Below are 25,294 nucleotides of genomic sequence, written 5' to 3'. Positions count from 1 at the left end.
ATGTTTGTGTAAGTTTTGCGATCGCCTCCGGCGGAGCCTAGCTCATCGCACAGTTCAAGTAGACTTGGAATCATCTGTATTTTAAGCTTTACCTCATCTATTAATAGTTATTTAACAAGTTAATAGCTGCTTAATAAATACCTATCTCTGGAGAGAAGACATACAATTACTTATAAAGTAGTACGGGATATTTTTAATTAGAATAGTAGCTAAACATATTAATTAATTATAAGTAAATAAGAATGTCTGAATCTCAAAAGGTAGTAGTTTAGAAAGAAAAACTCATGTTTCATTTTGTTTTCTTTACAGATGCTTTATAAAATCAAGGATAATTTAAAACAATAAGTAAAGATACTATTGTTGTGTAGCAGTAATTTTTATGAGATGTTATAAATTAACCTAAGCATAAACAAAAGTGCATAGAGAATTTACTGAAAATGCCTGTAAACTTATCGACCGATTATCCCAAGGTAGTAGCAGCCAAAAATCAGATTTTTTCTGAACTGCAAGGAGAAGCAGTTATTCTTGATATCAACTCCGGGGTTTACTACGGTTTAAATCAAGTAGGAGTCAGCATTTGGAATCTGATTCAAGCTCCGAAAACTGTGAAAGAAATTCGGGATGCCTTGTTAGCAGAGTATGAAGTTGATTCCCAAGCATGTGAAACTGACATTTTGGTATTGCTTGAAGACTTAGCAACAAAAGGACTAATCGAGATAAGACATGAAGCAGGTGCTTAAATTGCTGCGCCTCACAAACAAAGATCGCTATCTTTTGATAAATACCTTTATTCTGTTGGGATTCATCAAATTAGGATTGTGGTTACTGCCATTTCAGACCTTACGGCAAATCCTGGGTAGCATTAGTCAGCCAAATACCAAACTAAACCCAACCTCCCTTAGCAAAATTATCTGGGCTGTTAATGTAAGTACTCTTTGTATGCCTAGTGGCGCTAAGTGTCTCGCCCGTGCTTTAGCTTGCCAGGTACTCATGACTCGGCGAGGTTACTCACCAGAACTCCGTATAGGAGTTGCTAAAAGTGACGAAGGGAAACTAGAAGCTCATGCGTGGGTTGAAAGTCAAGGACAAGTTGTAATTGGTTATCTAACAGATCTTCCACGCTTTACCCAACTGCCATCTTTGCCAGGAAACAGACTATGAGTGGTATCATCGGCATCTACAACCTAGATGGCAAGCTGGTTAACTATCAGCAGCTCAAGGATATGGTCAATATTCTTGCCCATAGGGGGCCAGATGGGTCAGATGCATGGTGTGCTGGATCTGTTGGGTTGGGTCATAGAATGTTATGGACTACTCCTGAATCTTTGCTGGAAAAGTTACCTCTGGTTAATCAAACTGAAGATTTAGTGATTACAGCAGATCTTCGTATAGATAACCGAGATGAGCTGATTTATACGTTACAGCTTAATAACTATCTACCTGAAAAAATAACTGATAGCCAGCTAGTGCTGGCTGCTTACGAAAAATGGGGTGAGCAATGCCCAGAAAATTTATTAGGTGATTTTGCCTTTGCTATTTGGGATAGGCAAAAGCAAATAATATTTTGTGCCAGAGATCATTTTGGCATTAAACCCTTCTACTACTATGTATCTGAAAAAGCTTTTATTTTTGCTAGTGAAATCAAAGCTATCTTTTGTGTGCCAGATGTTCCTCGTCAGATTAATAAAGTGAGGATAGGTGACTATCTAGCATCAATGTTTCACGAGGCAGATATTACCTCATACAAGGATATCTTCAGACTACCTCCTGCTCACAGGATGACAGTAAGCCTTGAAGGAATAAAATTACAATCATACTGGTCTATTGATCCTAATCGGGAATTACGTTTAGGTTCAGATGAAGAGTATGCTGAAGCATTTCGTGAAATTTTTAGCAAAGCAGTGCAGTGCCGCCTGCGTAGTGCCTTTCCTATTGGCTCTCATTTGAGTGGTGGACTAGATTCCTCATCGATTACTTGTATGGCACGGAAACTGCTTGCTGAAAATGGAGGGCGGCGTCTGCATACATTCTCGGCAGTCTTTGATGAGTTGGCTGAATGTGATGAACGCCCATATATCAATGCAGTTGTAGCGCAGGGTGGACTTGAGCCGCACTATATCAAGGGAGATCAAATTAGTCCGTTGAAGAACATAGACCAAATGTTTTGGCATCAAGATGAGGCCTTTTACGCACCCAATTGGTCTATGAGTTGGGCTTTGTATGAAGCGATTAAAGCGCAAGGTGTTCGTGTTGTCTTCGATGGTTTTGATGGCGATAATGTCGTATCAGATGGTTACGGTTACTTAAGTGAACTAGCACGAGCAGGGCGCTGGCTATCTTTGGCCAGAGAAATTAAAGAACTAGCTAAAACTTTCAATGTGAATTTTTGGAGATGGCTATGGAGTTATGTAAAACAATATGGAATTAAGCCGGCATTTTCCAAATACCCACCTCTGAGGCTTTTTCAACGGAGTTGGCAAGCATTTACTCGGTTAGGCTCTCGCCAAGACAACCAATCGGCTAACCAGCCTGCCTGGAGTGCCACATTGAATGCTGAGTTTGTCCAGCGTGTAGGTCTCCAAGAACGCTATCAGGCTTGGCAAAAAATCCAAAGTAACTTTGGTCAAAACGAAAGAGAACGGCACTACCGCAATATTACTCAAGGCTTAGTGTCATTTGCTGCTGAGATGCAAGACAAGACTTGTGCTGCTTTTTCTATTGAGCAACGTTATCCCTTTTGGGACAAGCGTTTAGTAGAGTTCTGCCTATCATTGCCTGCTGAGCAAAAGCTGCACATGGGCTGGAACCGAGTCGTTATGCGCCGTGCAATGGCTAATATTTTGCCGGTGGAAGTGCAATGGCGTCGAGGCAAAGCAAATTTTTCTCCAAATCTCGTCCACGGTTTGTTGTCTTTTGAGCGAGAGCGTTTAGACAAGTTAATTCTGCATAATTTAGGAGTCCTTGCAGAATATATAGATGTTACTGACCTCAAGCAGACATATCAAAGATTTATCTCTTCACAATCTCCAACAAGAGGAAAGGATGTCCACACAATTTGGATAGCTGTTTCTTTAGCTCTATGGTTACAGCATTATGCACAGGACAGATCTAATGAATTTGCCGGAAAAGGAGTTTAAATCAACGTCTTAATCTTCTAGAAAAGTTTCCACGATATGTCAAATCATTGTCCTGTTGGCTGTTCTCTTTTAGGCAACATCCAACAGCACAGCGAGTTTGATTGTTACCCAGCTAGATGGCGTGATATCACACTTAGCTGCTTCTTGGTTCTGAATAGAGCCAACCTTGAAAGTAAACAAAACACCAAAAAACAATGGAGAAAATTATGACTGCTAACAAGAAGCCCTACACCCAGCCCAAACTGACTGTTTATGGCGAAGTCGAAGTTCTGACTCAAGGTCTTGGCTTGGGCTTGTTTACAGATAAAGAATTTCCCATCTCGACTCCCAAAGACGATGTGACTTTCTCCTAATGGAAGTTTGGAATCACAAATAGGTAGATTAGGATACCCAAGTTTTTAAAGCATATACATTCCTAATTATCTACCAGTCAATCTGATACATAGGCTTTACAAGCTTAGAAAGTCCAGATTATTCACTTACCTCTGTTTAGGTTACAACTAAGCAGAGGTATTTACTCAACTTTAAATAAAGAATTAGTTTGTGTGGAAAAGTAACTTATAGCTACTGAATATGGAGTTTATGAAATGTATAGTTACACTGCTTATGGCTTGAATATCTGCTCTGCTTTATCTCTACCGGAGCTACGAAGTTCAACACATATAGAAGCAGATGTAGTTATCCGCTATGGAGAAATAAATTGGTTATTACCTACACCTGCCCCATCATGGAGTTACTTTCAGATTGATGGTGAATATACTTACTTGTACTGGAAAGTGGTAGGTAAATTTTTAGTACGTTCTGGAAAGGAAATTATTATCGAGCCGCTTCCAGGTGTTGAAGAGAGCGTTATTCGCTTACCTCTTTTAGGAGCAGTTTTAGGAATGTTGCTTGATCAACGGCAGTTTTTGGTGCTGCATGGTAGCGCGGTCGCAGTGGATGGTAATGCTGTCGTTTTTTTGGGGCGATCGGGGCAAGGTAAATCTACTATGGCAGCAACTCTCTATGGCCGGGGTCATAAACTGATGGCAGATGATGTAGCTGCTGTGGATGTTGACAGTGCGATCGCCCCCATATTAATTCCAGGATTTCCGCGAATCAAGCTTTGGCCCGACGCAGCCACAGCCGCATTAGGAGATAATCCAGAAACATTAAGGAAGATTCATCCTGACGCTGAGAAACGCGATCGCCCTACTGTCGATAACTTTTTACAAACACCTCTAACCCTCAAGCGAATCTATGTACTTTCTGTAGGTTCAACTCTTCAAATCAGACTTCTCAAACCTACAGAAGCCATAACTCAGCTAATTGCTAATTCCTATATCCCCATGTTAGTTGGCAAGCAATTTATCCAGAGTGCTAAAGCATCTGTGCATTTGCATCAATGTACTAATTTAATTAACAATTTACCTATTTACATTCTAGAACGACCCCGCTCTCTAGACTTATTGCCTGATGTAGCACGTTTGGTAGAAGAAGATTTGGCAAGTGAGAACCAACCAGTCACAGCATAGATTTTGTGATTTAGCTTAATCTAAATTTTAAATTTTATTAATGGATCAATTTCAAATATGCGAGCAGGCAAAAAGATTAAACAAAAAATCCAGCAAACTTTACACCTTGTGCCTGCATTACGCCTAGTATGGCAAAGTAGCCCCGGTTGGACGATCGCTCGCATAGTACTACTAGTTATCCAAGGTATACTACCCGTAATATCAATCTATCTCACCAAACTAATCATAGATGCAGTAGTTGCTAACCTCAACGTTGCTGATAAAACCGCTGCCTTTGGTGACGTGATCCTCTGGGTGATCTTAGCTGGTGTAGTCACTCTTATAAGCAGCGTTTGCAGTTCACTAACAGAATTAGTGGTTACTGCCCATTCTCAGGGAGTAACTGACTACATGCAGGGAATTATTAATGCTAAATCAATTGCTACTGACTTAGAGTATTACGAGAATGCCCAATACTTCGATGCCCTGCAACGAGCACAACGAGAAGCACCTTACCGACCTCCCGAAATCCTTAATCGTCTAGCACAAGTTGGTCAAAGTAGTATTTCCTTAGTGGCTATGGTAGGTTTACTGCTCTCACTCCACTGGGGAATTATTGGCATTCTTTTTGTAGCAGCACTTCCGGCTCTACTAGTACGGGTAAAATACAGTCGTGTCATGTATCATTGGCAGCGTAAGCGTACACAGCCGGAACGGCAAGCAATGTACCTTGCTTGGATGCTGACATCAGACCAGTACGCTAAAGAAATTCGCTTATTTGATTTAGGTGAATACTTCAGTCAATGGTATCTTCGTATCCGACGGCAGATATATAAGGAAAAGATAGCCATTTTCAGCAAACGCTCCATAGCTAATTTTGTTGCAGAAGCTATAGCGGGTATTTTCATCTTTGGTGTTTATGCTTTCATAGTCTATCAAGCTATCCAAGGTGTCCTACGTTTGGGTGATTTGGTACTCTATCACCAAGCATTGCAACGAGGACAAAATGATATTAAAAATCTATTAGTTAGTCTGTCTAATTTATATGAAGATAATCTATTTCTCGCTAACCTCTACGAATTTCTTGACTTAAAACCTAAGTTAGTAGAACCTTTAAATCCCCAACCTATTCCTCGACCGATGCAAACTGGCATCGTTTTTAATCAAGTGAGTTTTCAATACGCTACCACTAACCGTCAGGCACTTAAAGATATCAACCTGACAATTCGACCAGGAGAAGTAGTGGCGCTTGTGGGGGAAAACGGTTCTGGAAAAACTACATTAATTAAACTTTTATGCCGCTTGTATGATCCAACGACTGGCAGTATAACTATTGATGGCATTGACCTCAGCCAATATAAAATGGCAGACTTGCGGCGGGAAATCAGCGTGATTTTTCAAGACTATGCCAAGTACCACTTCACGGCTCAGGAAAATATTTGGTTGGGCAACATTGATTTACCAGCAGAGCGAGAAAGCATTATTGCTGCGGCGCGTCGTTCTGGTGCTGATGATGTAATTGCCAAGTTACCTCAAGGTTATGATACCGTTCTAGGGAAGTTGTTTGATCAAGGAGAAGAACTGAGTATTGGGCAGTGGCAAAAAGTAGCTTTGGCGCGAGCATTTCTCCGCAACTCGCAAGTGATTGTCTTAGATGAACCTACCAGTGCAATGGATCCCAAGGCTGAATACGAAGTATTTGAACAGTTTCGCCAACTAATCAAAAATCAAGCTGCAATCCTAATCAGCCATCGCTTATCCACTGTCAAAATGGCCGATCGCATTTATGTTATGGCAGATGGCACGATTGTTGAGAGTGGAACCCATGAAGAACTGATACAGTTAGACGGTACTTATGCCTACTTATTTGAAACCCAAGCCCAACAGTATCGGTAATATATTCAATCTACTACCTTGAGTAATCCTTTTTGTAAAGCATCAAATACTCGGCTGATTTGCAGCCGTTCTTCTTCGTTTAAATCTTCTTTGGACAGCAATGTTGACATTAATAATTGCTGATCCTGGCGTGTAATTCTGCGAATAGTAAATACGCGCTCCAACACTGTTTCTAACAGTATTTGGTTTGAGGGGCCGATAGCTCGCATATTTGTTACTGTAAAAGTATGTAAATTTTATAACTAATTATATTACTATACTAGTTTTTTACAAATTTTGACCTTGGTGACTCTACGTAAGAATGAAGAATTGCTGGTTGCTATTTTACTGCCTCCCCTGCTACTCTTCTTTTCGGTAAAGTAACTTGGCGGTGCAGCAAGGAACAGGTTCAGATTATGACTCAAGCTCGTATTGGGATTATTGGTGGCAGTGGTTTATACAAAATGGATGCGCTCAAAGATGTAGAAGAAATGCAAGTCCAGACACCGTTTGGTTCACCATCTGATGCTTTGATACTGGGGACATTGGAGAATACACGAGTAGCTTTTTTAGCGCGTCATGGTCGCAATCACACGCTGTTACCTTCTGAGTTACCGTTTCGCGCCAATATCTATGCAATGAAGCAATTAGGTGTAGAGTATTTAATTTCGGCTAGTGCTGTCGGTTCTTTGAAGGAAGAAGCTAAACCACTGGATATGGTGGTGCCAGATCAGTTTATTGATAGAACTAAAAATCGGGTTTCGACGTTTTTTGGTGAGGGAATTGTCGCTCACATTGCCTTTGGCGATCCGATTTGTAAAAATTTGGCTCTGGTGTTGGCAGATGCGATCGCTTCTCTGAATTTACCAGAAGTCACCTTGCATCGCGGTGGCACTTATGTATGCATGGAAGGCCCAGCTTTTTCAACCAAGGCGGAATCAAATCTTTACCGGAGCTGGGGTGCAACTGTGATTGGAATGACAAATTTACCGGAGGCGAAGTTAGCAAGGGAAGCCGAAATTGCCTATGCAACCTTAGCACTAGTAACAGATTACGATTGTTGGCATCCAGAGCATGATAGCGTAACCGTGGAGTTGGTGATTGCTAATTTGCTGCGGAATGCAGTCAATGCTCAAAAGGTAATTCAAGAAACTGTACGGCGCTTGAGTGAAAATCCGCCATCTAGTGATGCTCATTCGGCTTTGAAATATGCGATTTTGACTCAGTTGGATCAAGCACCAACGGCGACGAAGGAAAAACTGGGATTATTGTTGCAGAAGTATTTGTAGTTTATGACTAGGCGATGCCCTCGTTCCAGGATAGAACCTATTGGTTGACAACTTAAAGCGATCGCCAAAAGAGCAAGCGGGGTGTGGATATAAGTCCAAAGTGTGTCGCTTCGAGATTTTGGTTAATATTTAGCCTAATTCAGGAGGCGGCAGCCCTCTCAATAGGTATTCCCAGTTTGAAACTGAGAACGAGACAATCATTCAAATGCCCAATTGCTGTAGAGTATGAAAAAATAACTATATAAATTTGACTATAATACTAAAATTATCAGTCTCTTCGCCTGCTAGCGTGAATAATAATTTCAGTTAGCAACATCCGAACCTAAAAGGGGTTGCACTGATAGCTAGTCAAGTTGAGAATAAATAGGCGAAGCACACGGGGAAACTAACGTGAGTCAAGGATTTGATTACGATTTAGTGATTATCGGCGCTGGTGTAGGCGGACATGGCGCAGCCCTACACGCTGTAAGCTGCGGTCTGAAAACGGCGATTATCGAAGCGGCTGACATGGGAGGAACCTGTGTCAATCGAGGCTGTATTCCTTCTAAAGCACTGCTGGCAGCATCAGGACGTGTGCGGGAGTTACGCGATGCCCACCACCTCAAGTCGCTAGGAATTCAGGTTGGTAGTGTGGACTTTGATCGCCAAGCGATCGCCAACCATGCTGACAATCTAGTATCAAAAATTCAAGGCGACTTAACTAACAGTCTCAAGCGTCTGGGAGTTGATATTATTAGAGGCTGGGGAAAAATCGCTGGGGCGCAAAAAGTCACTGTTACTGGTGATGGTGGTGAAAAAACCATCACAGCCAAAGACATTATCCTTTCTCCTGGTTCAATTCCTTTTGTTCCTCCGGGGATTGAAGTAGACGGCAAAACTGTCTTTACCAGTGACCAGGGAGTTAAGTTAGAGTCGTTACCAGACTGGGTGGCAATTATTGGTAGTGGTTACATTGGCTTGGAATTTTCCGATATTTACTCAGCTTTGGGTTGTGAAATCACCATGATTGAAGCCCTAGATCAGTTGATGCCGGGATTTGACCGCGACATTGCCAAACTTGCTGAACGAGTGTTAATTACTCCCCGCGATATCGAAACCAAAGTGGGGATATACGCCAAAAAAGTCATCCCTGGTTCACCTGTGGTGATTGAGTTAGCAGATTTCAAAACCAAAGAAGATCTAGATGTCATCGAGGTAGATGCTTGCTTAGTAGCTACGGGACGCATTCCCGCGACCAAAAATCTCGGTTTAGAGTCTGTGGGTGTGGAAGTTGATCGGCGGAATTTTATTCCAGTTGATGACCGGATGGCGGTGCTGTCAGCAGGTGAAGTAGTACCGCATCTGTGGGCAATTGGTGATGCTAATGGCAAAATGATGCTGGCGCACGCTGCTTCGGCTCAAGGCATCGTCGCGGTGGATAATATTGTTGGCAGAGAGCGGACAGTAGACTATCGCAGCATCCCCGCAGCCGCGTTTACTCATCCAGAAGTAAGTTATGTCGGCTTAACGGAAACAGCAGCTAAGGATTTAGGTCAAGCTGAAGGGTTTGAAATTGCCACAAGTAGGAGTTATTTCAAAGGTAATTCTAAAGCGTTGGCAGAAAACGAAGCCGACGGCATCGCCAAGGTAGTGTATCGCAAAGACACAGGTGAAGTCTTGGGCGTCCACATTTTTGGACTGCACGCCTCAGACTTAATTCACGAAGCGTCAGCAGCCATCGCCAACCGTCAATCTGTTCAAAGCCTCGCTCATCTAGTTCACGCTCACCCAACCCTTTCAGAAGTGCTGGACGAAGCTTATAAAAGAGCGATCGCAATTTAGAGATTGGGTACTGAGTATCAAGGATTAGGGATTGGGAATGAGCTAAATATCAAGCAAATTCCCCATTCCCCATTCCCCATTCCCCATTTCCCATTTTCCATTCCCCATTCCCCATTCCCCATTCATGCAAATCCGTCGCCGTCAACCTAACCCAGCTATTGCTGTCTCGATGTTACGTTATCAAGCTGCCGTGCCTGATGCCGCGCCAAACAATATTTTGGAAGAAATTGTCTGGCATAAAGAAGTAGAAGTTGAGCAAATGCGGGAAAAGGTTCCTTTGCGGGAATTGCAAAAACAGGCACTCTCCGCGCCACCAACCCGTGATTTTATCGCGGCTTTGCGTCAAGGTAAGACAAAACCAGCATTGATTGCAGAAGTCAAAAAGGCCTCACCCAGCAAAGGAATTTTACGAGAAGATTTTGATCCAGTAGCGATCGCCCTATCTTATCAACAAGGTGGTGCTAGTTGTATTTCGGTGTTAACGGATGCCAAGTTTTTTCAAGGTAGCTTTGATAACTTAGCCCTGGTTCGCGCGGCTGTAGATTTGCCTCTACTGTGCAAGGATTTTGTTATTTATCCTTACCAGATGTATTTGGCACGGGTTAGGGGTGCAGATGCAATTTTATTGATTGCGGCTATTTTGAGCGATCAAGATTTGCAATACTTTGTCAAAATTGCTAACAATCTGAAAATGACTGCCTTAATTGAAGTCCATAGTTTGGCGGAACTTGACCGCGTGTTAGCTTTAGATGACGTATCCTTAGTAGGAATTAATAATCGGAATCTAGAAGATTTCTCTGTTGACTTACAAACTACTTGTCAATTATTGGACGCAAGGGGTAGCCAATTGCAACAGCGGAATATCCTAGTTGTGAGCGAGTCAGGACTACACAATCCAGATGACTTAAGTTTGGTAGATGCAGCAGGTGCATCTGCTGTACTTATTGGAGAGTCTTTAGTCAAACAACCAGATCCTAAATTAGCGATCGCCCGTATATTGCCGAGGTGTTTCTAAAAAAACATCTCCTCTGTTCTGAAGGAGCAGACCAAACGCACAAAGTGTTGTTGAGCAATAGGGCGTGCTATGCAATCGCTAAACTCTTTGCCATATCTTCATCACTAGCCGAATCAAAGCAGTAATGAACTAGTTATTTCCTATGTAACAATTCATTAGCAAGAGATAAACTCTGATTAATACAATATTCAAACTTTGAAATTACAATTTAACTTCATGGAGCAAATTCCTCTACCTTCACCTGTCCACTACGAACTTATACTTCAACTCTTAGAAAGACAAACCATGATGGCAGTTAGTGATAATCCAGATTTACGGCATCAAGTAAATCAACTAATTATTACTCTCCGAAAAGCTGCTGTCCAACAAAAGCGACTGGAAGAAATTTGCCAGTTTTCCTCCGTGACAGTTGATCACCGTTGGTCGATTAATCATCATAACAGTAGCAAAGTTGTAGTCCCAGATTGATGCGGCTAGCTTAATATTTTAACTTTGATAGCACTTTTTCAGGTTTGCTTACCGTTGTGAGAAGCATACCTTATGATCCCTCAGTCTTAAACTTGACAATCAACAACTAACCCTAGCAAGGTAGAGTTGCTTTGGTTGTCATATTTTACAAATGTGCTACTTGTAAAATAAGTAATATTTACACTATTTATTTCATTCAGCCCTTCTACTTAGTGTGTGTAAGTAGGTATGTATAATTAAACACAAATACTTAGTTCGTAGTGAGCGATTCATCGCTCAAAACAAGGATAATCAGGACTAAAGTCCTTACTACAAACTTTAATTTATTTACACTTAGCTGCTTAGCATGAAATAAAATTTAATAACTTATTGTACCTGTATGCCAATTTATGAGATTCTAGATGAGCGCTTCTATAGAACTTAGACAAACTGGAGAATACATTTGGTGTCTACCTTCCGCTAGCTGACGACACCTCAGCCTAATATTTATGGGTCTGGTGAGATTGCCTAAAACAAAGGTTTCATCTGAGTTGGAGTCTAAAATAAGTTGCAAAGGTCAAGCTGACCAAAAATTAACTCCACAATATTTTTGCTATGGATGTGGAGAATACACCCAAGACTCATGACCAACTGAGTGTAATTTTATAAATGAATGTCTAGAATTTGCCATCATAGTTAACCATTCCCCCACAATTTTGACTTTTATTTTGATATTAGGACACACACATGGACGATAAGCTGATGCTGATGATTCCTGGCCCTACCCCAGTGCCAGAAGCAGCCTTGCTGGCATTAGCCAAGCACCCAATTGGACACCGCACCAGTGAATTTAGCAACATATTGGCAGAGGTGACAGAAAACCTCAAATGGCTGCATCAAACTCAAAGTGATGTGCTGACGCTAAATGTCAGTGGTACGGGTGCTGTGGAAGCAGGTATAATTAATTTCCTTTCTCCAGGCGATCGCATTTTAGTTGGCTCTAACGGTAAATTTGGTGAACGCTGGGTAGAAGTCGGTCAAGCCTATGGTCTAAATGTAGAAGAAATTACTACAGAATGGGGAAAACCCTTAGAATCAGAGGTATTTGCCCAGAAACTCCAAGCAGATACCGAAAAGCAAATTAAAGCTGTGATTATCACTCACAGTGAAACCTCAACGGGAGTACTCAATGATCTGGAAACCATCAACCGCCATGTTAAAGAACATGGTGAAGCTTTAATTATTGTTGATGCCGTAACTAGCTTGGGTGCGTTCAATCTACCTATAGATACCTGGGGTTTGGATGTAGTTGCTTCCGGTTCTCAAAAAGGTTATATGATTCCTCCAGGATTGGGCTTTGTCTCTGTTAGCCCCAAAGCTTGGGAAGCTTACAAAACCGCGAAATTGCCGAAATATTATTTGGATTTAGGTAAATATCGCAAAGCCACAGCTAAAAATACAACGCCATTTACTCCGCCTGTGAATATGATCTTCGCGCTACATACCACGTTGCGAAGCATGAAAGAGGAAGGACTGGAATCCATATTTACTCGGCATGAACGGCTCAAAAATGCTACCCGCGCCGCCATTAAAGGCATGAATCTACCCCTATTAGCAGCGGATAGTAACGCCAGTCCGGCAATTACGGCTGTAGCACCACAAGGAATTGAATCGGATAAGATTCGGTCATTGATGAAAAAGCGCTTTGATATTGCTCTAGCCGGCGGACAAGACCATCTATCAAACAAAATTTTCCGCATTGGTCACTTGGGCTTTGTGAGCGATCGCGATATCCTTAGCTGTATAGCATCCTTGGAAGTCGCCCTTTCTGAACTGGGCTATGAAAACTTCACCCCTGGAGCTGGTGTAGCAGCAGCAGCTAAAGTATTTAGTCAGTCCTGAGTATCAAGTGCTGAGTAGGAACTTTTAAACTCAGCACTGAATCAAAAGAGCGGGTTGATAATTCAACCCGCTCTTTTAATTTGTATGTAAATGAGTAGAAACTGTCAGAGCTAATTTCCCAATCTATCAACCTTTGTACAAGGTAGAGTGGATGTGACATATCTTAATTCTCCTGAATGAGCTACTCATAAGTTGCCCTTACTTTAAATTTGCATTCATTCAATCACAAAGAGACTAACACGATTGCGTTTTCTCCTAAGTGGAATTTTGATATTTATACCGTCTCCAGCCAATCATAAATTTGTTCTAACTGCTCTAAAGTAATTAACCCATACTGCCAAAGAATCATTGGCAAAGGGCCTGGGTCTTGCTCCCGATGGCGAAGCGCCACCGCCAGAGACGCAGCAGAAATTGCCAAATCTTCTTGTAAAAAATGAATAAGTCTAGAATATGTTGATGGTGACATTTGTATTTCACCTCCTTGTGTCGAGTGTATTGTCATATATTAGTTCACCGTTTTTCAGTAGCCAGTAGCCAGTATTTTATCTGTCATTGTGCTGTTACTGGATATACACTCCAGTAGAGCTTTTTGATCTGTCTCAAAGAGAGTATTTTCACAGAGGGTAGAGGAAGTAGAAATCTTGGTGGGCTTTATGCACTCGATTTTCAAGTAGCATCTTCATCCAGTCAACTGCCTTCATCTTTTTTACTTCAGTGCTTTGTTTAATTACACATATAGTAATCAAGATTCCATAGCCTATAGTCCTCTATGGAAGTCTATTTACACGTACGCCCAGAGGAAGATTTTTGCAACCAAACCTTAAAACTGCGATTTCATCTCAAAGATAGTAAGACTTCATATTATTACCACAGTTGTTAAATAGTAGCCTCATAACTGAACTTTTTACCACATTACGTAATTTTTTTTACAAAAAATTTATGTATTTATGTTTTGAGGGACTTTAACAGAGAAATTACTCAAATTTTTATCTTTGCAAGGCACTAGAATCTAGAAACTCAATTTTGACAATATCACCCACTTTCAAATTCAATTCGGCGGCTCGTCCAGACCGAAGTTCAATTACTGTGTCGATTGGTGTGTTGGGGCCATAGGTGGGACAAGGCTCACTTTTGCAGGGAGGCGCAGAAGCTTGAATATACTTGACTACTCCTTTATTTAGAAAGACCATATCCAACGGTACAGGTACATTCTTCATCCAAAAACTGACTGGTTGTGCTGAAGGGAACTGAAATAGCATCCCCCGGTTATTTGGTAAAGCTGGTCGATACATTAACCCCTTGGCTTGCTGTGCTGGCGTCCGCGCCACTTCTAACTGAATCGTTGTGCCATTGGGAACAATCGCTTTACCAGAAATCTGTAGGGTTTGACCTAAACTCTCTAGTGCTGGAGTTTGAGCAGACGTGAAAGTGGGAGGTTTAGCTGTTGTCGGCACAGAACAACTCATCAGTAACACACCCAATAACATCGAGAGTAAACTTAGCCAACGAATCATAATAATTTTTGATTTTGTAATTTAGATTTCGATTTTACAGCGATCGCAGCAGAAAACCTACGTCTTTTGTCGTCTGTGTCGTGGCATTTAGTTTACAGTATTGTCGTAGTTAGGGAGTGAGGGAATGGGGAAGAATAATTCTTGACCCTTAACTCCTAACTCCTAACTCCTGACTCCTGACTCCTGTCTCCTGACTCCTGACTCCTAACTCCATATCTACATATACAATCTTGCTTGTTGATTAGTTGACTAGGATTCTCTTAACACGTAGCCTACGCCTCGCACCGTTTGAATAAGCCGCTTTTGACTCTCATCTTCGATTTTCAGGCGCAAATAGCGGATATACACTTCAATTACATTCGACTCACCCATAAAGTCGTAACCCCAAACATTTTCTAGAATTTGTTCGCGAGTTAACACCTCACGCGGATGTTCCATTAAGAATTTTAATAGTTCAAATTCCTTCATCGTCAAGTCAATTGTTCGTCCGCTGTGTATAGCGCGGCGAGTTGCTATGTCTAAAATCAAATCCCCAAAGCGTAACTGCTCTGTGGTATCAATATCAGGTTTGAGGTAGAGGCGAATCAATTTCAAAAAGTCCTCTGAGCGGTAAGGCTTGAGGATATAATCATCAGCTCCGGCTTCTAAACAAGCTACACGATCATCGACTGTATCCCTTGCCATTAATACCAATACAGGCGATCGCAAACCAGAACTTCTGATATTTTTGCACAATGTGAGTCCTGATTCTCCTGCCAGCATCCGGTCTAGAACAATTAAAGCAGGTTGGCGATCGCGGCAGTATTGCATACCGCTCGTTGAATCATGAGCCAAAATCGAATCATAGCCGGCTTCTTGCAAATCGAAAGAAAGCTGATTTGCTAGGCTCTCATCGGTTTCAATCACCAAGACACAAGGACTTTGAGCAACTGTCATAACAATTTGGGATATTGGGTTTTGGATTGTATAGACGTTATAGAGTAAGGTCTGTACATCAGCTAGAAGTGCAATTACGAGCTTTTAGCGATGGATCAATACTGATTTGACATGCTGCATAAGATCTTTTAGCACGTTCAGGCATCAGCCATCGAATTCTCAGATGCAATCTTAATAACTAATTCCAAATACCATTCCTATACCAGTAATTCTGGAAGGAAATCACCAAATTGGGGAGTGTGGGAAGCAGAGGAGCAGGAGAATTTTAGATTTTAGATTTTGCGGAAAGTTGTAAGGAGGGTTTCCCTCCGTAGCAAACTTTTCAAGACAGATTTTGGATTGAATAATCTAAAATCCGTCTTGAAAAGTTCTGATGCCTTCTCTTCTCCTATCGGAGACACTTCGTGAACGAGAGGCTTGTCTGCGACACGCTGCGCGTAGCTTGCTTCACCGTAGGGGCACGTCAACGGCAACTCCTTAGGGGAACGGAGGAAACCTCCGCACCCTGCGGGTTCGCGTAGCGTTCCGTAGGAAAGCAAGCTACGGACTTTCCGCAAAATTGCAAATCCGAAATGGAGAAGGCACAGGGGCAGGGGAGAGAATAATTAATGACAAATGACTCCTATCTCCTGTCTCCTGTTTCCTGTCTCCTATCTCCTAACTAAGGCAATTCTCCTATCTCCTAACTAAGGCAATTCTACAGAAGTAGGTTTAGCGATATGTGGTAAACCCCAACCTAATTTTTCTCGCAAGATTCGGAAAAACTCCGGTGGTTGCAGACGAATAAATCGGGCCACATATTGCGATCGCTCTAAATATACCCGATCCTCTGGTAGGATATAACACCCGCCATTGCCATCTACCACCATCACCAGCCGAGGAATATTTACTGGGTAGATGTTGACTGGTTCCGTGTCTGGAAAAACCAAGGCTCTCGAAGCTAGGGAATGCGGACATATAGGTACTAGCTGCAAGACAGGTACACCAGGAGATACCACCGGGCCACCTGCACTGAGTGAATAAGCTGTCGAACCAGTCGGTGTAGAAACAATTACACCATCCGCTGCAATATCTACTGGCGCATGACGTCCTATGGCAATTTCAAAATGACACATAGAGGTCAAAGGTTCTCGATGCAGCACCATTTCATTCAGGCAGAGGGCTTCCCACAGTATGGAATCTCCCCGAAATACTTTGACGGTGAGCATCGCTCGTTCTTCAATTTCATACTTACCAGTTATCGCCTGTTCTATTGCTTGAGGTAATTGGTTCAGGTAAGCCTCAGTTAAAAATCCCATATGACCAGTATTCACTGTTAATAGTGGAATACCACAGGGAGCGACCTGGCGAGACGCTGCTAAAACCGTGCCATCTCCCCCTAATACCACTGCAAACTTCATGTCTGAGTCAAAACCAGGGGGCGTTAGACCATTAATTGGGGTGTGGCATACAGGACTCTCCGGGTTAGAGTAGCCCAGTATCCCACCGATACTCGTAGTGATACATACATTCCAACCGGCAGCGGTTAGCTTGTCTTTGAGTTCGATAGCGACACGACCCGCTATCGGTTTAACATCATTGTAGATAATGCCTGCTTTCGGCACATTCAAATATCCAATTTTAGGCGATGCTCTGTCTTATGTAATCCTTACACATTTTTGACATCGTAGTCATTAGTCAAAAACGTATTCACTATGACGACTGCTTAAAGGGAGTCTTTTTGGTTTTCTGCTTTTTGGTTTTATTTTTCTCGTAGTCTAATTCTTTAAGTTTTTTCATAATTCGGCTGAAATACTCTTGTAGATAGCTTTCTAGGGTTGTGGTTTGTTGTTGCTCTAACCCAAAGACTGTGTATACTTCATCCATTGAGGCATTTAATGGTTGACCACTAGCCAATACTTCTGTAAACGCTAGTCTGTCTGACACGTTCCATCCCCACTGAAAGAATCGCATGAAGCCCCGCACAGTACGTAGTAAGTTTATTGGCATCCGTGTTACCCTGGCTTCTTTTCCAGATAAGCGTTCGCACAGACTAATGATTTCCTCTGCGCTCCATGCACGAGTGCCGACTAAGGGGAAAGCTTGGTTTTCTGTTTCTGGTAAACTCAATGCGCGGATAGCAAACTTAGCAACGTCTTGAGTATCCATGTAAGCAACGGGAGAAGAAGCACCAGTTACCCAAACCGGTTGTCCTTCTAAAATGGGAATTCCGTATTGACCGATTAATCCTTGCATAAAGCCAGCCAGCCGTAAGATGGTGTAATTTAAGCCAGACTCAGCCAAAAAGAGTTCTGTACACCGCTTAATTTCCATCAGTGGCACTTCTGGGTACTTGTCAGCATTCAGAATTGAAAAAAAGATAAAACGTTCTACACCCGCAGCTTTTGCTGCTTGAATTAATGCTACTTTACCATCCCAGTCCACTTGTTTAATACTTAGTGAATCTGTGGGACGAGATGTTGCAGCATCAATAACTGCGGTTACACCTTCCAATGCTTGCGCTAACGACTGAGGGTAACACAAATCGCCCGATACGAGTTCTGCGCCCCATTCTTTGAGAAAGGCGGCTTTTCTGGCACTTCGGACAAGACAGCGAACCTTGTACCCCTCATCGATCGCACGACGAGCCACTTGTCTTCCCAAGGTGCCAGTGGCACCGACGATTAATAATGTCATGAGGATTGTTATAAATCTTAATGTTTTATGAAAAGAATGTTATCAGAATAGCCTATGTAAACAAAAGTTTACATTATTTTTAAGAAAATTAATTAATATACCGAAAAAAGCATTGTCCGGTTGCCGGACAAGCTATTTTGCTAGGCAGAGAAAATCATCTGCCCTTACAAAAGCAGATGATTGCAAGGATTATTCTTCTGATCCTTGAATTTTAAGTAATAACGCGCCTAGACCCCAGCCTACGAAGATTAAACCGAAGGACAACAGAGCCGCATTCAAAATTTCGCCGCCCATTGATGTGATTCTCCTTTGCAAATTGGTTTGTGTAAACATTAGGTCTACCAGAAGCTTTTCAATAGTTGCTGTAGGATTAGACCTGTGTAAATAATTTTAAACTAGTTTAGCAGGTAATCCTTACTCTGAAGAGAGGGGCAGATGGGTTAAGCTCATTCCACCCCTAAAAGGGGATGGGATTTCACGTTGACGGTTGACTGTTAACCATCAACCATCAACTGTCAACGGCCTAAAAAGACGTCTTTCATCCCATTCCCAGAAGGAATGGATTTTCCCGACGCCTTTTTATCAATTGATAATCTAGAAACTATATGTATCAAATTAATCAATCTAGTTTAATAAAGTTTCCTCAAGAGAACCGCCCGCGTTTGGTGCTGACGCTGGGTGATCCGGCGGGGATTGGCCCAGAAGTGATTTTGAAAGCCTTAGCAGAGCCGGAAATAAGTCAAAAATGTGATGTAAAGGTTGTGGGTAGCCGGGATTTGTTGACACGGATTTATGACAACCTAAACTTAACTAAAAACTTAGCACCTTTGGCAAATCCAGCCCAGTTGTCAGTTATTGATGTGCAGCTGGACAGCAAGATTGAGAGTCAAATTCTCTTAGGAACAGGTAATGCAGCAAGCGGTGCAGCTAGTTTTGCTTACATGGAATACGCGATCGCTCAAACACTCGCTGGGGAATTTGATGGGATTGTCACAGGCCCCATAGCTAAATCTGCTTGGAAAGCCGCAGGGTACGATTATCCGGGGCAAACAGAACTTTTGGCACAAAAGTCAGGTGTTGACCGTTTTGGGATGTTATTTGTGGCGCGATCGCCCCATACTGGCTGGACACTCCGTACTTTACTTGCCACCACACATATTCCTTTATGTCAAGTAGCAGATGCACTGACACCACAACTGCTAACAAAGAAATTAGATTTACTGGTGAAGTGTTTAGAGAAAGATTTTGGGATAGAAAAGGCGAGAATTGCGATCGCAGGTTTAAATCCCCATAGTGGCGAACAGGGACAACTGGGAAGTGAAGAACAAGATTGGTTAATTCCGTGGATTACGCAAGAGCGCCAAAATAGACCACAATTACAGCTAGATGGGCCCATACCACCAGATACGATGTGGGTTAAACCTGGTCAAGCTTGGTACGGAAATTCTGTTATCCAAAATCCAGCTGATGCCTATCTGGCACTTTACCACGACCAAGGCTTAATTCCCGTGAAGTTGATGGCATTTGATCGGGCAGTTAATACTTCTATCGGTCTGCCTTTCGTTCGGACTTCACCAGATCACGGAACAGCTTTTGATATTGCAGGTAGGGGAATTGCTGATGCTACGAGTATGAAAGCAGCAATAGAGTTAGCAGCTGAATTGGTTAGTCAAAGAGTAGCTGTGAGAGATTAGAAATAAAAGCACTCAAAAACTAGTAGTCAACCAAGAAAATTATGACAGGTGTAAATTAGGATATAACCGTTGGAATTTCACTCTGGCATCTGAAGCTGCAAAACGCCAATCGATTTTAGCTTTCTGCTGGTTACGCTCCTTTTCCCAAGCACTAATTTCTTGACGTAAAGGGCTTTGTTGCATGAAACGGAAAAAAGATAAACTTCACTCAATAGAAGGGCGAATTAATTTTCCACTTTGTAGCTAACTGGTTTACCTAAATGAATCATGCGATTGAGCGCAGCACACTGCAAGAATAACTCGACGACTTGATTGTCAAAAAAGCGTCGTCTTAACTTACCACCAAAAATAGTTTTGAGCCGAAAGATGGCAGTCTCAGACAAAGAACGGCGATGATAATCAGACTCCTGCTTCCATTGCTTGCGTCCAACTTGGTGTATCCGACACAGATTCTCATCCCTTGGAGATGGCTGTGCTTGAGTGTTTGAGTGTTGTTGAATTTTGGCATTGCTACGAGGTGGAATTGTCGGTTTTGCTCCCCGTCCAGTAATAATGTCGTAACAGTTTTTTGTGTCATAACCACCATCACCAGAGACTTGCTCTATCTGCTGATCAATCTGCTCTAATAAGTCGGGCAGCACTTCACAATCTGCGACATCATTAGTAGTTACTACCCCCGCCAGAATTTCTCCACTTTCTGAGTCGACTCCTAAATGCAATTTGCGCCACGTCCGTCGTTTTCCCATCCCATGTGTACGTACTTTCCATTCACCTTCACCATATACTTTCACCCCGGTTGAATCCACTACCACATGAACACCATTGTCTTTTGGTACTACTGGCAGTTTCATCGACAGCTTACTTAAACGACGCGATAACGTCGAGTGATCTGGTACTTGTAGCTCAATCCCCATGAGCATAAACAGTGACTCCAAAAATCCTTCTGTTTGTCTTCCTGGTAGATGAAACAGTGATTGGATTGTCCCCATTGTCGCAATCGCCACATCAGTGTAATAATTTGACGCTCCCTTGTTTCCTGTTTTCTGCTCGTTGTGCCACTGCTCGATTACCTCTTCATTCACCCAAAAAGTTATGCTGCCTCGCTGCTTGAGTGCTGCATCATAAGCATTCCAGTTACCAACTTTATACTTCGCTTTGGTTTTCACGTTTTAACTGGCAGGGAGTACAAGGGAATAAGTAAAATTTACCATTTCTCCGTATTCATGCAACAATGCCCACCTAAATTCTCTTTTGGACTTTCTACTTGTACATAACCACCGTGAGCTTCTGTTAAATATTTAACTATGGCTAATCCAAGTCCTAGTCCGCCAAATTTCCTGGTTGTGGAGCTACTTTCTTGACTCAAGCGTTTAAAAACATAGGGGAGGAAGTCGGGGCTGATGCCAATACCTGTATCTTGAACCATTATTCGGGCCCAACAGTCAAAGTATTCTAGCTTGAGTGTAATCTGTCCTGTTTCTGGGGTAAACTTCACAGCATTTGAGAGCAAATTCAAAACTACTTGTTGTAAACGGTTTGAATCTCCTTGAATTTGAAATTGAGCTGAGTTCAAAAAAGTTTGAATTTGGATTGTTTTGGCTTGTGCTTCTAAACGAATCATTAAGAGTGCATTTTCAATCACGGAAACTAAATTAACTGGTTTAACATTCAAACTCAGCTTGCCCTGGATGATACTAGATACATCTAGTAAGTCTTGGATCAGCTGAGTCTGTAATTTAGCGCTGTGTTCAATCATTTCTAGGAGGCGATCTGTTTTCGCATCGAACTTTCGAGACCGCAAAAGCTGTGCCCCAACCAGAATTGGAGTTAGGGGAGAGCGCAGTTCATGAGAGAGGATGGCGAGAAACTCGTCTTTGATTCGACTGGCTGCCTCAGCTTGGGCACGCGCTGCTTGTTCACGATGCGACAATTCAACAGCGGACTGACGAGCTTGGGCACTGTAGAGCGCGGCTGCGGTAAAATCTGCCACACTCGTCATTACCCGCAGGTCTTCCTCATCGAACTGCCGAGAAATTTCGTGTGAGACAATCCAGATAGTACCTAGCGCTCGCTCCTCCAACATTAAGGGCACAACTAACGTCTCCACAACCGCTGGTTTGACTTGTTGCAAATCGGCAAAATAGCGTCCCGGCTCAAAGAAAAGTTGAGGTTTTCCCCGTCGCAGGCAAACACCGCAGGGGCTAAAGTCGCGCTCAACTGTGCCTCCCTCATATTCCTCATAGGCTCCAGCCAAGGCTACCCAGCGGAAAACTTCTCCCCCATCTTGTGTTGCTTCGATTAAACTAACCTCTGCTGTTCCTGCCTGACACAGGTCTAGGGCAATTTCAACCAGATGCTTGAGTATCACTAACGGGGGTTGAGTCAACTGTCGTCCTAAAGCCCGTAGTACCTGATTTTCAGCTTGCAAGTTTTGAGGTCTGGGTGAACGCTCAAATAGCGCTTGAGTAATCAGGACATCATCCTCGCTAACAGGATATTTCACATACACAATAGGTTAACTTTTATGTAAATTAATATAAATTAAGCTGTCGTTGCTAGGTTATTAACTTGATCTAATTTAAAAAACTTTGTAATGTCTCTCAGTTTGCACGGCTTTCGGTGAACATCTATGCTATACCCAGTTTTTAACTACACATTAAATTAAGAAACTTGGTTGACGCATTGTCCCCCAAAAAATCAGGCAGCCTTCACGCCCCTCGATTAATCTAGGGGACAACATGCATAAATAAATTTACTCTTGCTCTAACCATTGAGCACCACAGCAGTAACCTATTGCTAGCGAAAATTATGCTTGACTTTGGGAAAGAGTGTGTTAAATTGGAAAATACATAAGTTCGTTACCAAAAAATATTTAGTATTAAATTGCAGTGTATTGCTTGCTAAAGGAAAGGGGAACTAAGCAGCAAAAAACACTAATTTTGGTGAGAGTTAAAATGTAGTGTTAGCGTTATCAGGTTGATTGCAAGCGCTGTGTGTAACAGTGCAAGTAAACAGATTTGGTATGACCTCAGTAAGTGCGACTGCACATATTGAGATGAGTAGCACTAGCAAAAATTACGCTTAAGTTTGAGAAATAGTGCATGAAAGTGACTTGAAGTCACTCTTGCACTCAAAAAAGTATTTGATAGAGATTTACAGTGTGGCGCGTGCGGAAACAAAGGGGAACTGAGCGGCAAAAGACACTAGCTTTGATTAAAAGCAAAAATACAGTATTAGTGTCAGCTAATAATTGTAAGTACTCTAGTATATGAGTGTAAGTAAATATGTGTAGTATAACTTTACAAGTGCGAGCGCATATATAAGTTTAATTGCCTCGGCAGATATTACGCTTGTATCTTGAGTAAAGAGTGTATGAGAGCGAACTTATCAATACGCTTGTGCTTATCCGGTATAGGAACGTGAGCAAGTTAATCGTCATTTATTTTTCCAATATGATTTGCTTGTAGTAAACAGCTACAGTCCTAATCCTATGCAACGCGGAATGCTCATTAGCTTAATATAGTTCCAATTAATCAATAAATAATGCTGATTGCCAGATCCAAGAACGTTGGCTGAAGCTCTTATCAAGAAAGAATAAAGGCGTCAGTCGTCAGAATGAGCGCATCAATTCTGTACCACTGGCGGATGAATAAGTGGGTTTAAGAAAAGAGCTAAATTTTTAATTTAGCTGTCTACTATTAGGGGCGGCTCTAAATCCTCCAACTTCTTGTTCTGATTTCTGAATTCGGACGAATTGATTCTTCAATCTTTTGTTAACTTCCATTTCTTTTTGTATCTACTGAAATCATATGGAACTGTCAAATAGCAACACTTCTGTTCAAGCAATAGTCACTATCAATGCTAATCAACCAGGCATCACGATTCCATTTGACTTTATAGGATTAAGTTACGAAGCAGCTACATTGCCTAGATCTATTTTCTTTAGAACTGACAATATACTATTGCGGAATTTTGTCAAGCAACTAAGTAGTAAAGGCGTGCTGCGGATCGGTGGGAATTCTGTGGATAACACATTTTGGATTGATAGCAGCAAAGCAATATCAGCAACCCAGAAGCAAATAATTACAAAAAATGATATTGACAACCTATTTGATTTTGCACGCATAGTTGACTGGAAAGTAATATTGGGAATCAATCTTGCACAATCAGAACCCAAGTTTGCTGCCTTGCAAGCAGAATATGTTGCTCTTGTTGCCGCAGATAGGCTGCTATCCTTTGCAATTGGCAACGAACCTGATTTGTATAGTAGCAATGGATTGCGTCCATCCACATATAGTTATAACGAGTTCAGGCAAGAATTTACCACCTATTTGAATGCGATTAGAAATAGTGTTGCTGATGCACCAATTTCCGGCCCAAGTACGACTGCGGTTTACGGCACATGGGCAGTACCTTTTGCAAAGGATATGGGTTCTGGAATTAGCTTGCTAACACAGCATCACTATCCAAAGGGGCCTCCAAACAATCCTTCCGTAACTATTAGTAATTTGTTGAGTCCTGATCAACGTTTAGACTATTTGCTTCAAAACCTTCGTATAGCTGCTCAACAACAGGGCTTGAAATATCGAATTACTGAGAGTAACTCTGTTTTTAGTGGTGGGAAAGAAGGTGTCAGCAATGTATTTGCGGCAGCTTTGTGGGCAACCGATTTTATGTTTATTCTCGCGCAAAACGGAGCAATGGGCGTAAATTTTCACGGTGGTGGTCTGGGACTTTATACACCGATTGCAGAGGAGATTAACAAAAATTTCTTCGCCCGACCACTTTACTATGGAATACTACTCTTTAAACTTGCAAGTCAGGGACGTTTTTTACCTATAACTATCAGTCAAAACACTCTCAACTTAAAAGTATATGCTGTGCTGGGATGGAACAACAACGTGATGCTTACTTTAATTAATAAGGATGAAACACAGAATGCCCAAGTTTTAATTGACCTCCAGGACAGAATTACTGTAGTATCAGCTTTGCGTTTAAGTGCCCCGTCGCTTAGTAGTACCTCGAATATCACTTTAGGTGGCAGTAGCGTTAACTCTGATGGTTCGTGGACACCTGGCTCCTTTGAAAACATCCAAAAATCCGGGAACTATTATTCGGTTTTAGTACCCGCAGCCAGTGCAGCGCTCATTACCCTCCCAAAGCTAGGAGGTACAGAATAGCCGATAATTGACCCCGCCGTTGCTACCTCTTGGGGGAACTTGTACCAATCGGGAAATCCTTGTAATTTCGCCGCTTCCGCAATTGACAAGGATTTGACCGTACCATCGGGCAACCAGATGTCAGCGAATTTATTGCGGTTGCAGCCTTTGTGATCTGTGAAGTGCGATCTCAAAATGGTGTTACAGGGGAATGGCACTAAGAAAAGCCGAAACACTTGTGGTTTAAGCTGTTTGCAATTGCTTGCGTAACTCATGCCGGGGTTTGGTCATTAAGGGGTAAGCTTTTGGGCGGCGTTTACGGACTCGTGGTTCACT

At 42.2% G+C, this 25,294-nt stretch carries 24 protein-coding genes; 13 read left to right on the top strand and 11 right to left on the bottom strand.

From position 1 onward, the window contains the following. The first annotated feature begins 437 nt into the window (after positions 1–437). The 6 genes from FNW02_RS04045 (at position 438) to FNW02_RS04020 (ending at position 6,526) form a co-directional block, all read left to right on the top strand. Complete coding sequence (locus tag FNW02_RS04045) at positions 438–740, top strand: lasso peptide biosynthesis PqqD family chaperone (protein WP_191756303.1); 303 nt, start codon at positions 438–440, stop codon at positions 738–740. Next, positions 724–1,161, top strand: coding sequence for a lasso peptide biosynthesis B2 protein (locus FNW02_RS04040; protein ID WP_191756302.1), 438 nt, complete (start codon positions 724–726; stop codon positions 1,159–1,161). The genes FNW02_RS04045 and FNW02_RS04040 overlap by 17 nt, the downstream gene beginning before the upstream one ends. Continuing rightward, positions 1,158–3,137, top strand: a complete 1,980-nt coding sequence (locus FNW02_RS04035; RefSeq protein WP_191756301.1) for a lasso peptide isopeptide bond-forming cyclase — start codon at positions 1,158–1,160, stop codon at positions 3,135–3,137. Before FNW02_RS04040 ends, FNW02_RS04035 begins: the two co-directional genes overlap by 4 nt. Before the next feature lie 206 nt (positions 3,138–3,343). Beyond that, entirely contained in the window at positions 3,344–3,490 is a 147-nt protein-coding gene (locus FNW02_RS04030) for a putative RiPP precursor (protein ID WP_191756300.1), read from the top strand. A gap of 234 nt (positions 3,491–3,724) precedes the next feature. Next, the gene (locus tag FNW02_RS04025) at positions 3,725–4,651 is read left to right on the top strand and encodes a phosphoenolpyruvate carboxykinase (ATP) (protein ID WP_191756299.1); all 927 of its coding nucleotides are present in this window, start codon (positions 3,725–3,727) and stop codon (positions 4,649–4,651) included. Between the two features lie 57 nt (positions 4,652–4,708). Further along, positions 4,709–6,526 (top strand): ABC transporter ATP-binding protein, encoded by a 1,818-nt coding sequence (locus FNW02_RS04020; protein ID WP_191756298.1) that lies wholly within the window; start codon positions 4,709–4,711, stop codon positions 6,524–6,526. 5 nt (positions 6,527–6,531) lie between these two features. Here FNW02_RS04020 and FNW02_RS04015 read toward each other — a convergent pair whose 3' ends face one another. Further along, positions 6,532–6,735: a hypothetical protein gene (locus FNW02_RS04015; RefSeq protein ID WP_191756297.1), complete on the bottom strand. Its 204-nt coding sequence runs from the start codon at positions 6,733–6,735 to the stop codon at positions 6,532–6,534. A gap of 186 nt (positions 6,736–6,921) precedes the next feature. Here FNW02_RS04015 and FNW02_RS04010 point away from each other — a divergent pair, with 186 nt between their 5' ends. The 5 genes from FNW02_RS04010 to FNW02_RS03990 all read left to right on the top strand — a co-directional run bounded on the left by FNW02_RS04010 (position 6,922) and on the right by FNW02_RS03990 (position 12,979). Continuing rightward, entirely contained in the window at positions 6,922–7,794 is an 873-nt protein-coding gene (locus tag FNW02_RS04010; protein ID WP_191756296.1) for an S-methyl-5'-thioadenosine phosphorylase, read from the top strand. Between the two features lie 390 nt (positions 7,795–8,184). Further along, entirely contained in the window at positions 8,185–9,615 is a 1,431-nt protein-coding gene (lpdA, locus tag FNW02_RS04005; RefSeq protein WP_191756295.1) for a dihydrolipoyl dehydrogenase, read from the top strand. Positions 9,616–9,739: 124 nt separating this feature from the next. Beyond that, the gene (gene trpC, locus FNW02_RS04000) at positions 9,740–10,630 is read left to right on the top strand and encodes an indole-3-glycerol phosphate synthase TrpC (RefSeq protein WP_191756294.1); all 891 of its coding nucleotides are present in this window, start codon (positions 9,740–9,742) and stop codon (positions 10,628–10,630) included. A 216-nt stretch (positions 10,631–10,846) separates the two neighbouring features. Further along, entirely contained in the window at positions 10,847–11,098 is a 252-nt protein-coding gene (locus tag FNW02_RS03995) for a DUF5340 domain-containing protein (RefSeq protein ID WP_162395464.1), read from the top strand. Between the two features lie 726 nt (positions 11,099–11,824). Further along, a complete protein-coding gene (locus FNW02_RS03990) occupies positions 11,825–12,979 on the top strand; it encodes a pyridoxal-phosphate-dependent aminotransferase family protein (protein ID WP_191756293.1) in 1,155 nt (384 codons plus the stop codon). Between the two features lie 274 nt (positions 12,980–13,253). On the opposite strand, the gene FNW02_RS03985 is transcribed toward FNW02_RS03990, so the two are convergent. The 6 genes from FNW02_RS03985 to petM all read right to left on the bottom strand — a co-directional run bounded on the left by FNW02_RS03985 (position 13,254) and on the right by petM (position 18,399). Then, positions 13,254–13,481, bottom strand: coding sequence for a DUF2949 domain-containing protein (locus FNW02_RS03985; RefSeq protein WP_162395466.1), 228 nt, complete (start codon positions 13,479–13,481; stop codon positions 13,254–13,256). Positions 13,482–13,965: 484 nt separating this feature from the next. Further along, positions 13,966–14,493, bottom strand: a complete 528-nt coding sequence (locus FNW02_RS03980) for a DUF192 domain-containing protein (protein WP_191756292.1) — start codon at positions 14,491–14,493, stop codon at positions 13,966–13,968. A gap of 249 nt (positions 14,494–14,742) precedes the next feature. Then, complete coding sequence (nblR, locus tag FNW02_RS03975; RefSeq protein ID WP_162395468.1) at positions 14,743–15,429, bottom strand: response regulator transcription factor NblR; 687 nt, start codon at positions 15,427–15,429, stop codon at positions 14,743–14,745. 686 nt (positions 15,430–16,115) lie between these two features. Next, positions 16,116–17,033 (bottom strand): NAD(+) kinase, encoded by a 918-nt coding sequence (locus FNW02_RS03970; protein ID WP_191756291.1) that lies wholly within the window; start codon positions 17,031–17,033, stop codon positions 16,116–16,118. Positions 17,034–17,121: 88 nt separating this feature from the next. Continuing rightward, positions 17,122–18,105, bottom strand: a complete 984-nt coding sequence (locus FNW02_RS03965; RefSeq protein ID WP_191756290.1) for an SDR family oxidoreductase — start codon at positions 18,103–18,105, stop codon at positions 17,122–17,124. A 189-nt stretch (positions 18,106–18,294) separates the two neighbouring features. Then, complete coding sequence (gene petM, locus FNW02_RS03960; RefSeq protein WP_162395471.1) at positions 18,295–18,399, bottom strand: cytochrome b6-f complex subunit PetM; 105 nt, start codon at positions 18,397–18,399, stop codon at positions 18,295–18,297. A 311-nt stretch (positions 18,400–18,710) separates the two neighbouring features. On the opposite strand from petM, the gene pdxA reads away from it, so the two are divergent. After that, positions 18,711–19,799 carry a 4-hydroxythreonine-4-phosphate dehydrogenase PdxA gene (gene pdxA, locus FNW02_RS03955; RefSeq protein ID WP_191756289.1) on the top strand — a complete coding sequence of 363 codons (1,089 nt, stop codon included), beginning with the start codon at positions 18,711–18,713 and terminating at the stop codon, positions 19,797–19,799. A gap of 39 nt (positions 19,800–19,838) precedes the next feature. Here the strand turns inward: pdxA and FNW02_RS03950 are convergent, their stop codons facing one another. Genes FNW02_RS03950 through FNW02_RS03940 form a run of 3 tightly spaced genes read right to left on the bottom strand, consistent with a single transcriptional unit; the run spans position 19,839 to position 22,302 of the window. Continuing rightward, positions 19,839–19,982, bottom strand: a complete 144-nt coding sequence (locus FNW02_RS03950) for a hypothetical protein (protein WP_191756288.1) — start codon at positions 19,980–19,982, stop codon at positions 19,839–19,841. A gap of 41 nt (positions 19,983–20,023) precedes the next feature. Continuing rightward, positions 20,024–20,965, bottom strand: coding sequence for an IS5 family transposase (locus FNW02_RS03945; protein WP_191756287.1), 942 nt, complete (start codon positions 20,963–20,965; stop codon positions 20,024–20,026). 38 nt (positions 20,966–21,003) lie between these two features. After that, positions 21,004–22,302: a sensor histidine kinase gene (locus tag FNW02_RS03940; RefSeq protein ID WP_348535358.1), complete on the bottom strand. Its 1,299-nt coding sequence runs from the start codon at positions 22,300–22,302 to the stop codon at positions 21,004–21,006. A 1,306-nt stretch (positions 22,303–23,608) separates the two neighbouring features. On the opposite strand from FNW02_RS03940, the gene FNW02_RS03935 reads away from it, so the two are divergent. Beyond that, positions 23,609–24,979: a glycosyl hydrolase family protein gene (locus tag FNW02_RS03935; protein ID WP_191756286.1), complete on the top strand. Its 1,371-nt coding sequence runs from the start codon at positions 23,609–23,611 to the stop codon at positions 24,977–24,979. Here the strand turns inward: FNW02_RS03935 and FNW02_RS03930 are convergent. Further along, positions 24,910–25,233, bottom strand: a complete 324-nt coding sequence (locus FNW02_RS03930; protein WP_225225409.1) for a DNA cytosine methyltransferase — start codon at positions 25,231–25,233, stop codon at positions 24,910–24,912. The two genes, FNW02_RS03935 and FNW02_RS03930, sit on opposite strands and share 70 nt — an antisense overlap. Between the last annotated feature and the right edge of the window lie 61 nt (positions 25,234–25,294).

The organism is Komarekiella delphini-convector SJRDD-AB1, from assembly GCF_014831675.1.
In the GTDB taxonomy this organism is placed as follows: Bacteria; Cyanobacteriota; Cyanobacteriia; order Cyanobacteriales; family Nostocaceae; genus Komarekiella.
The sequence above is the reverse complement of the archived record's forward strand: the minus strand, read 5'-3'. Positions and strand labels throughout refer to the sequence as shown.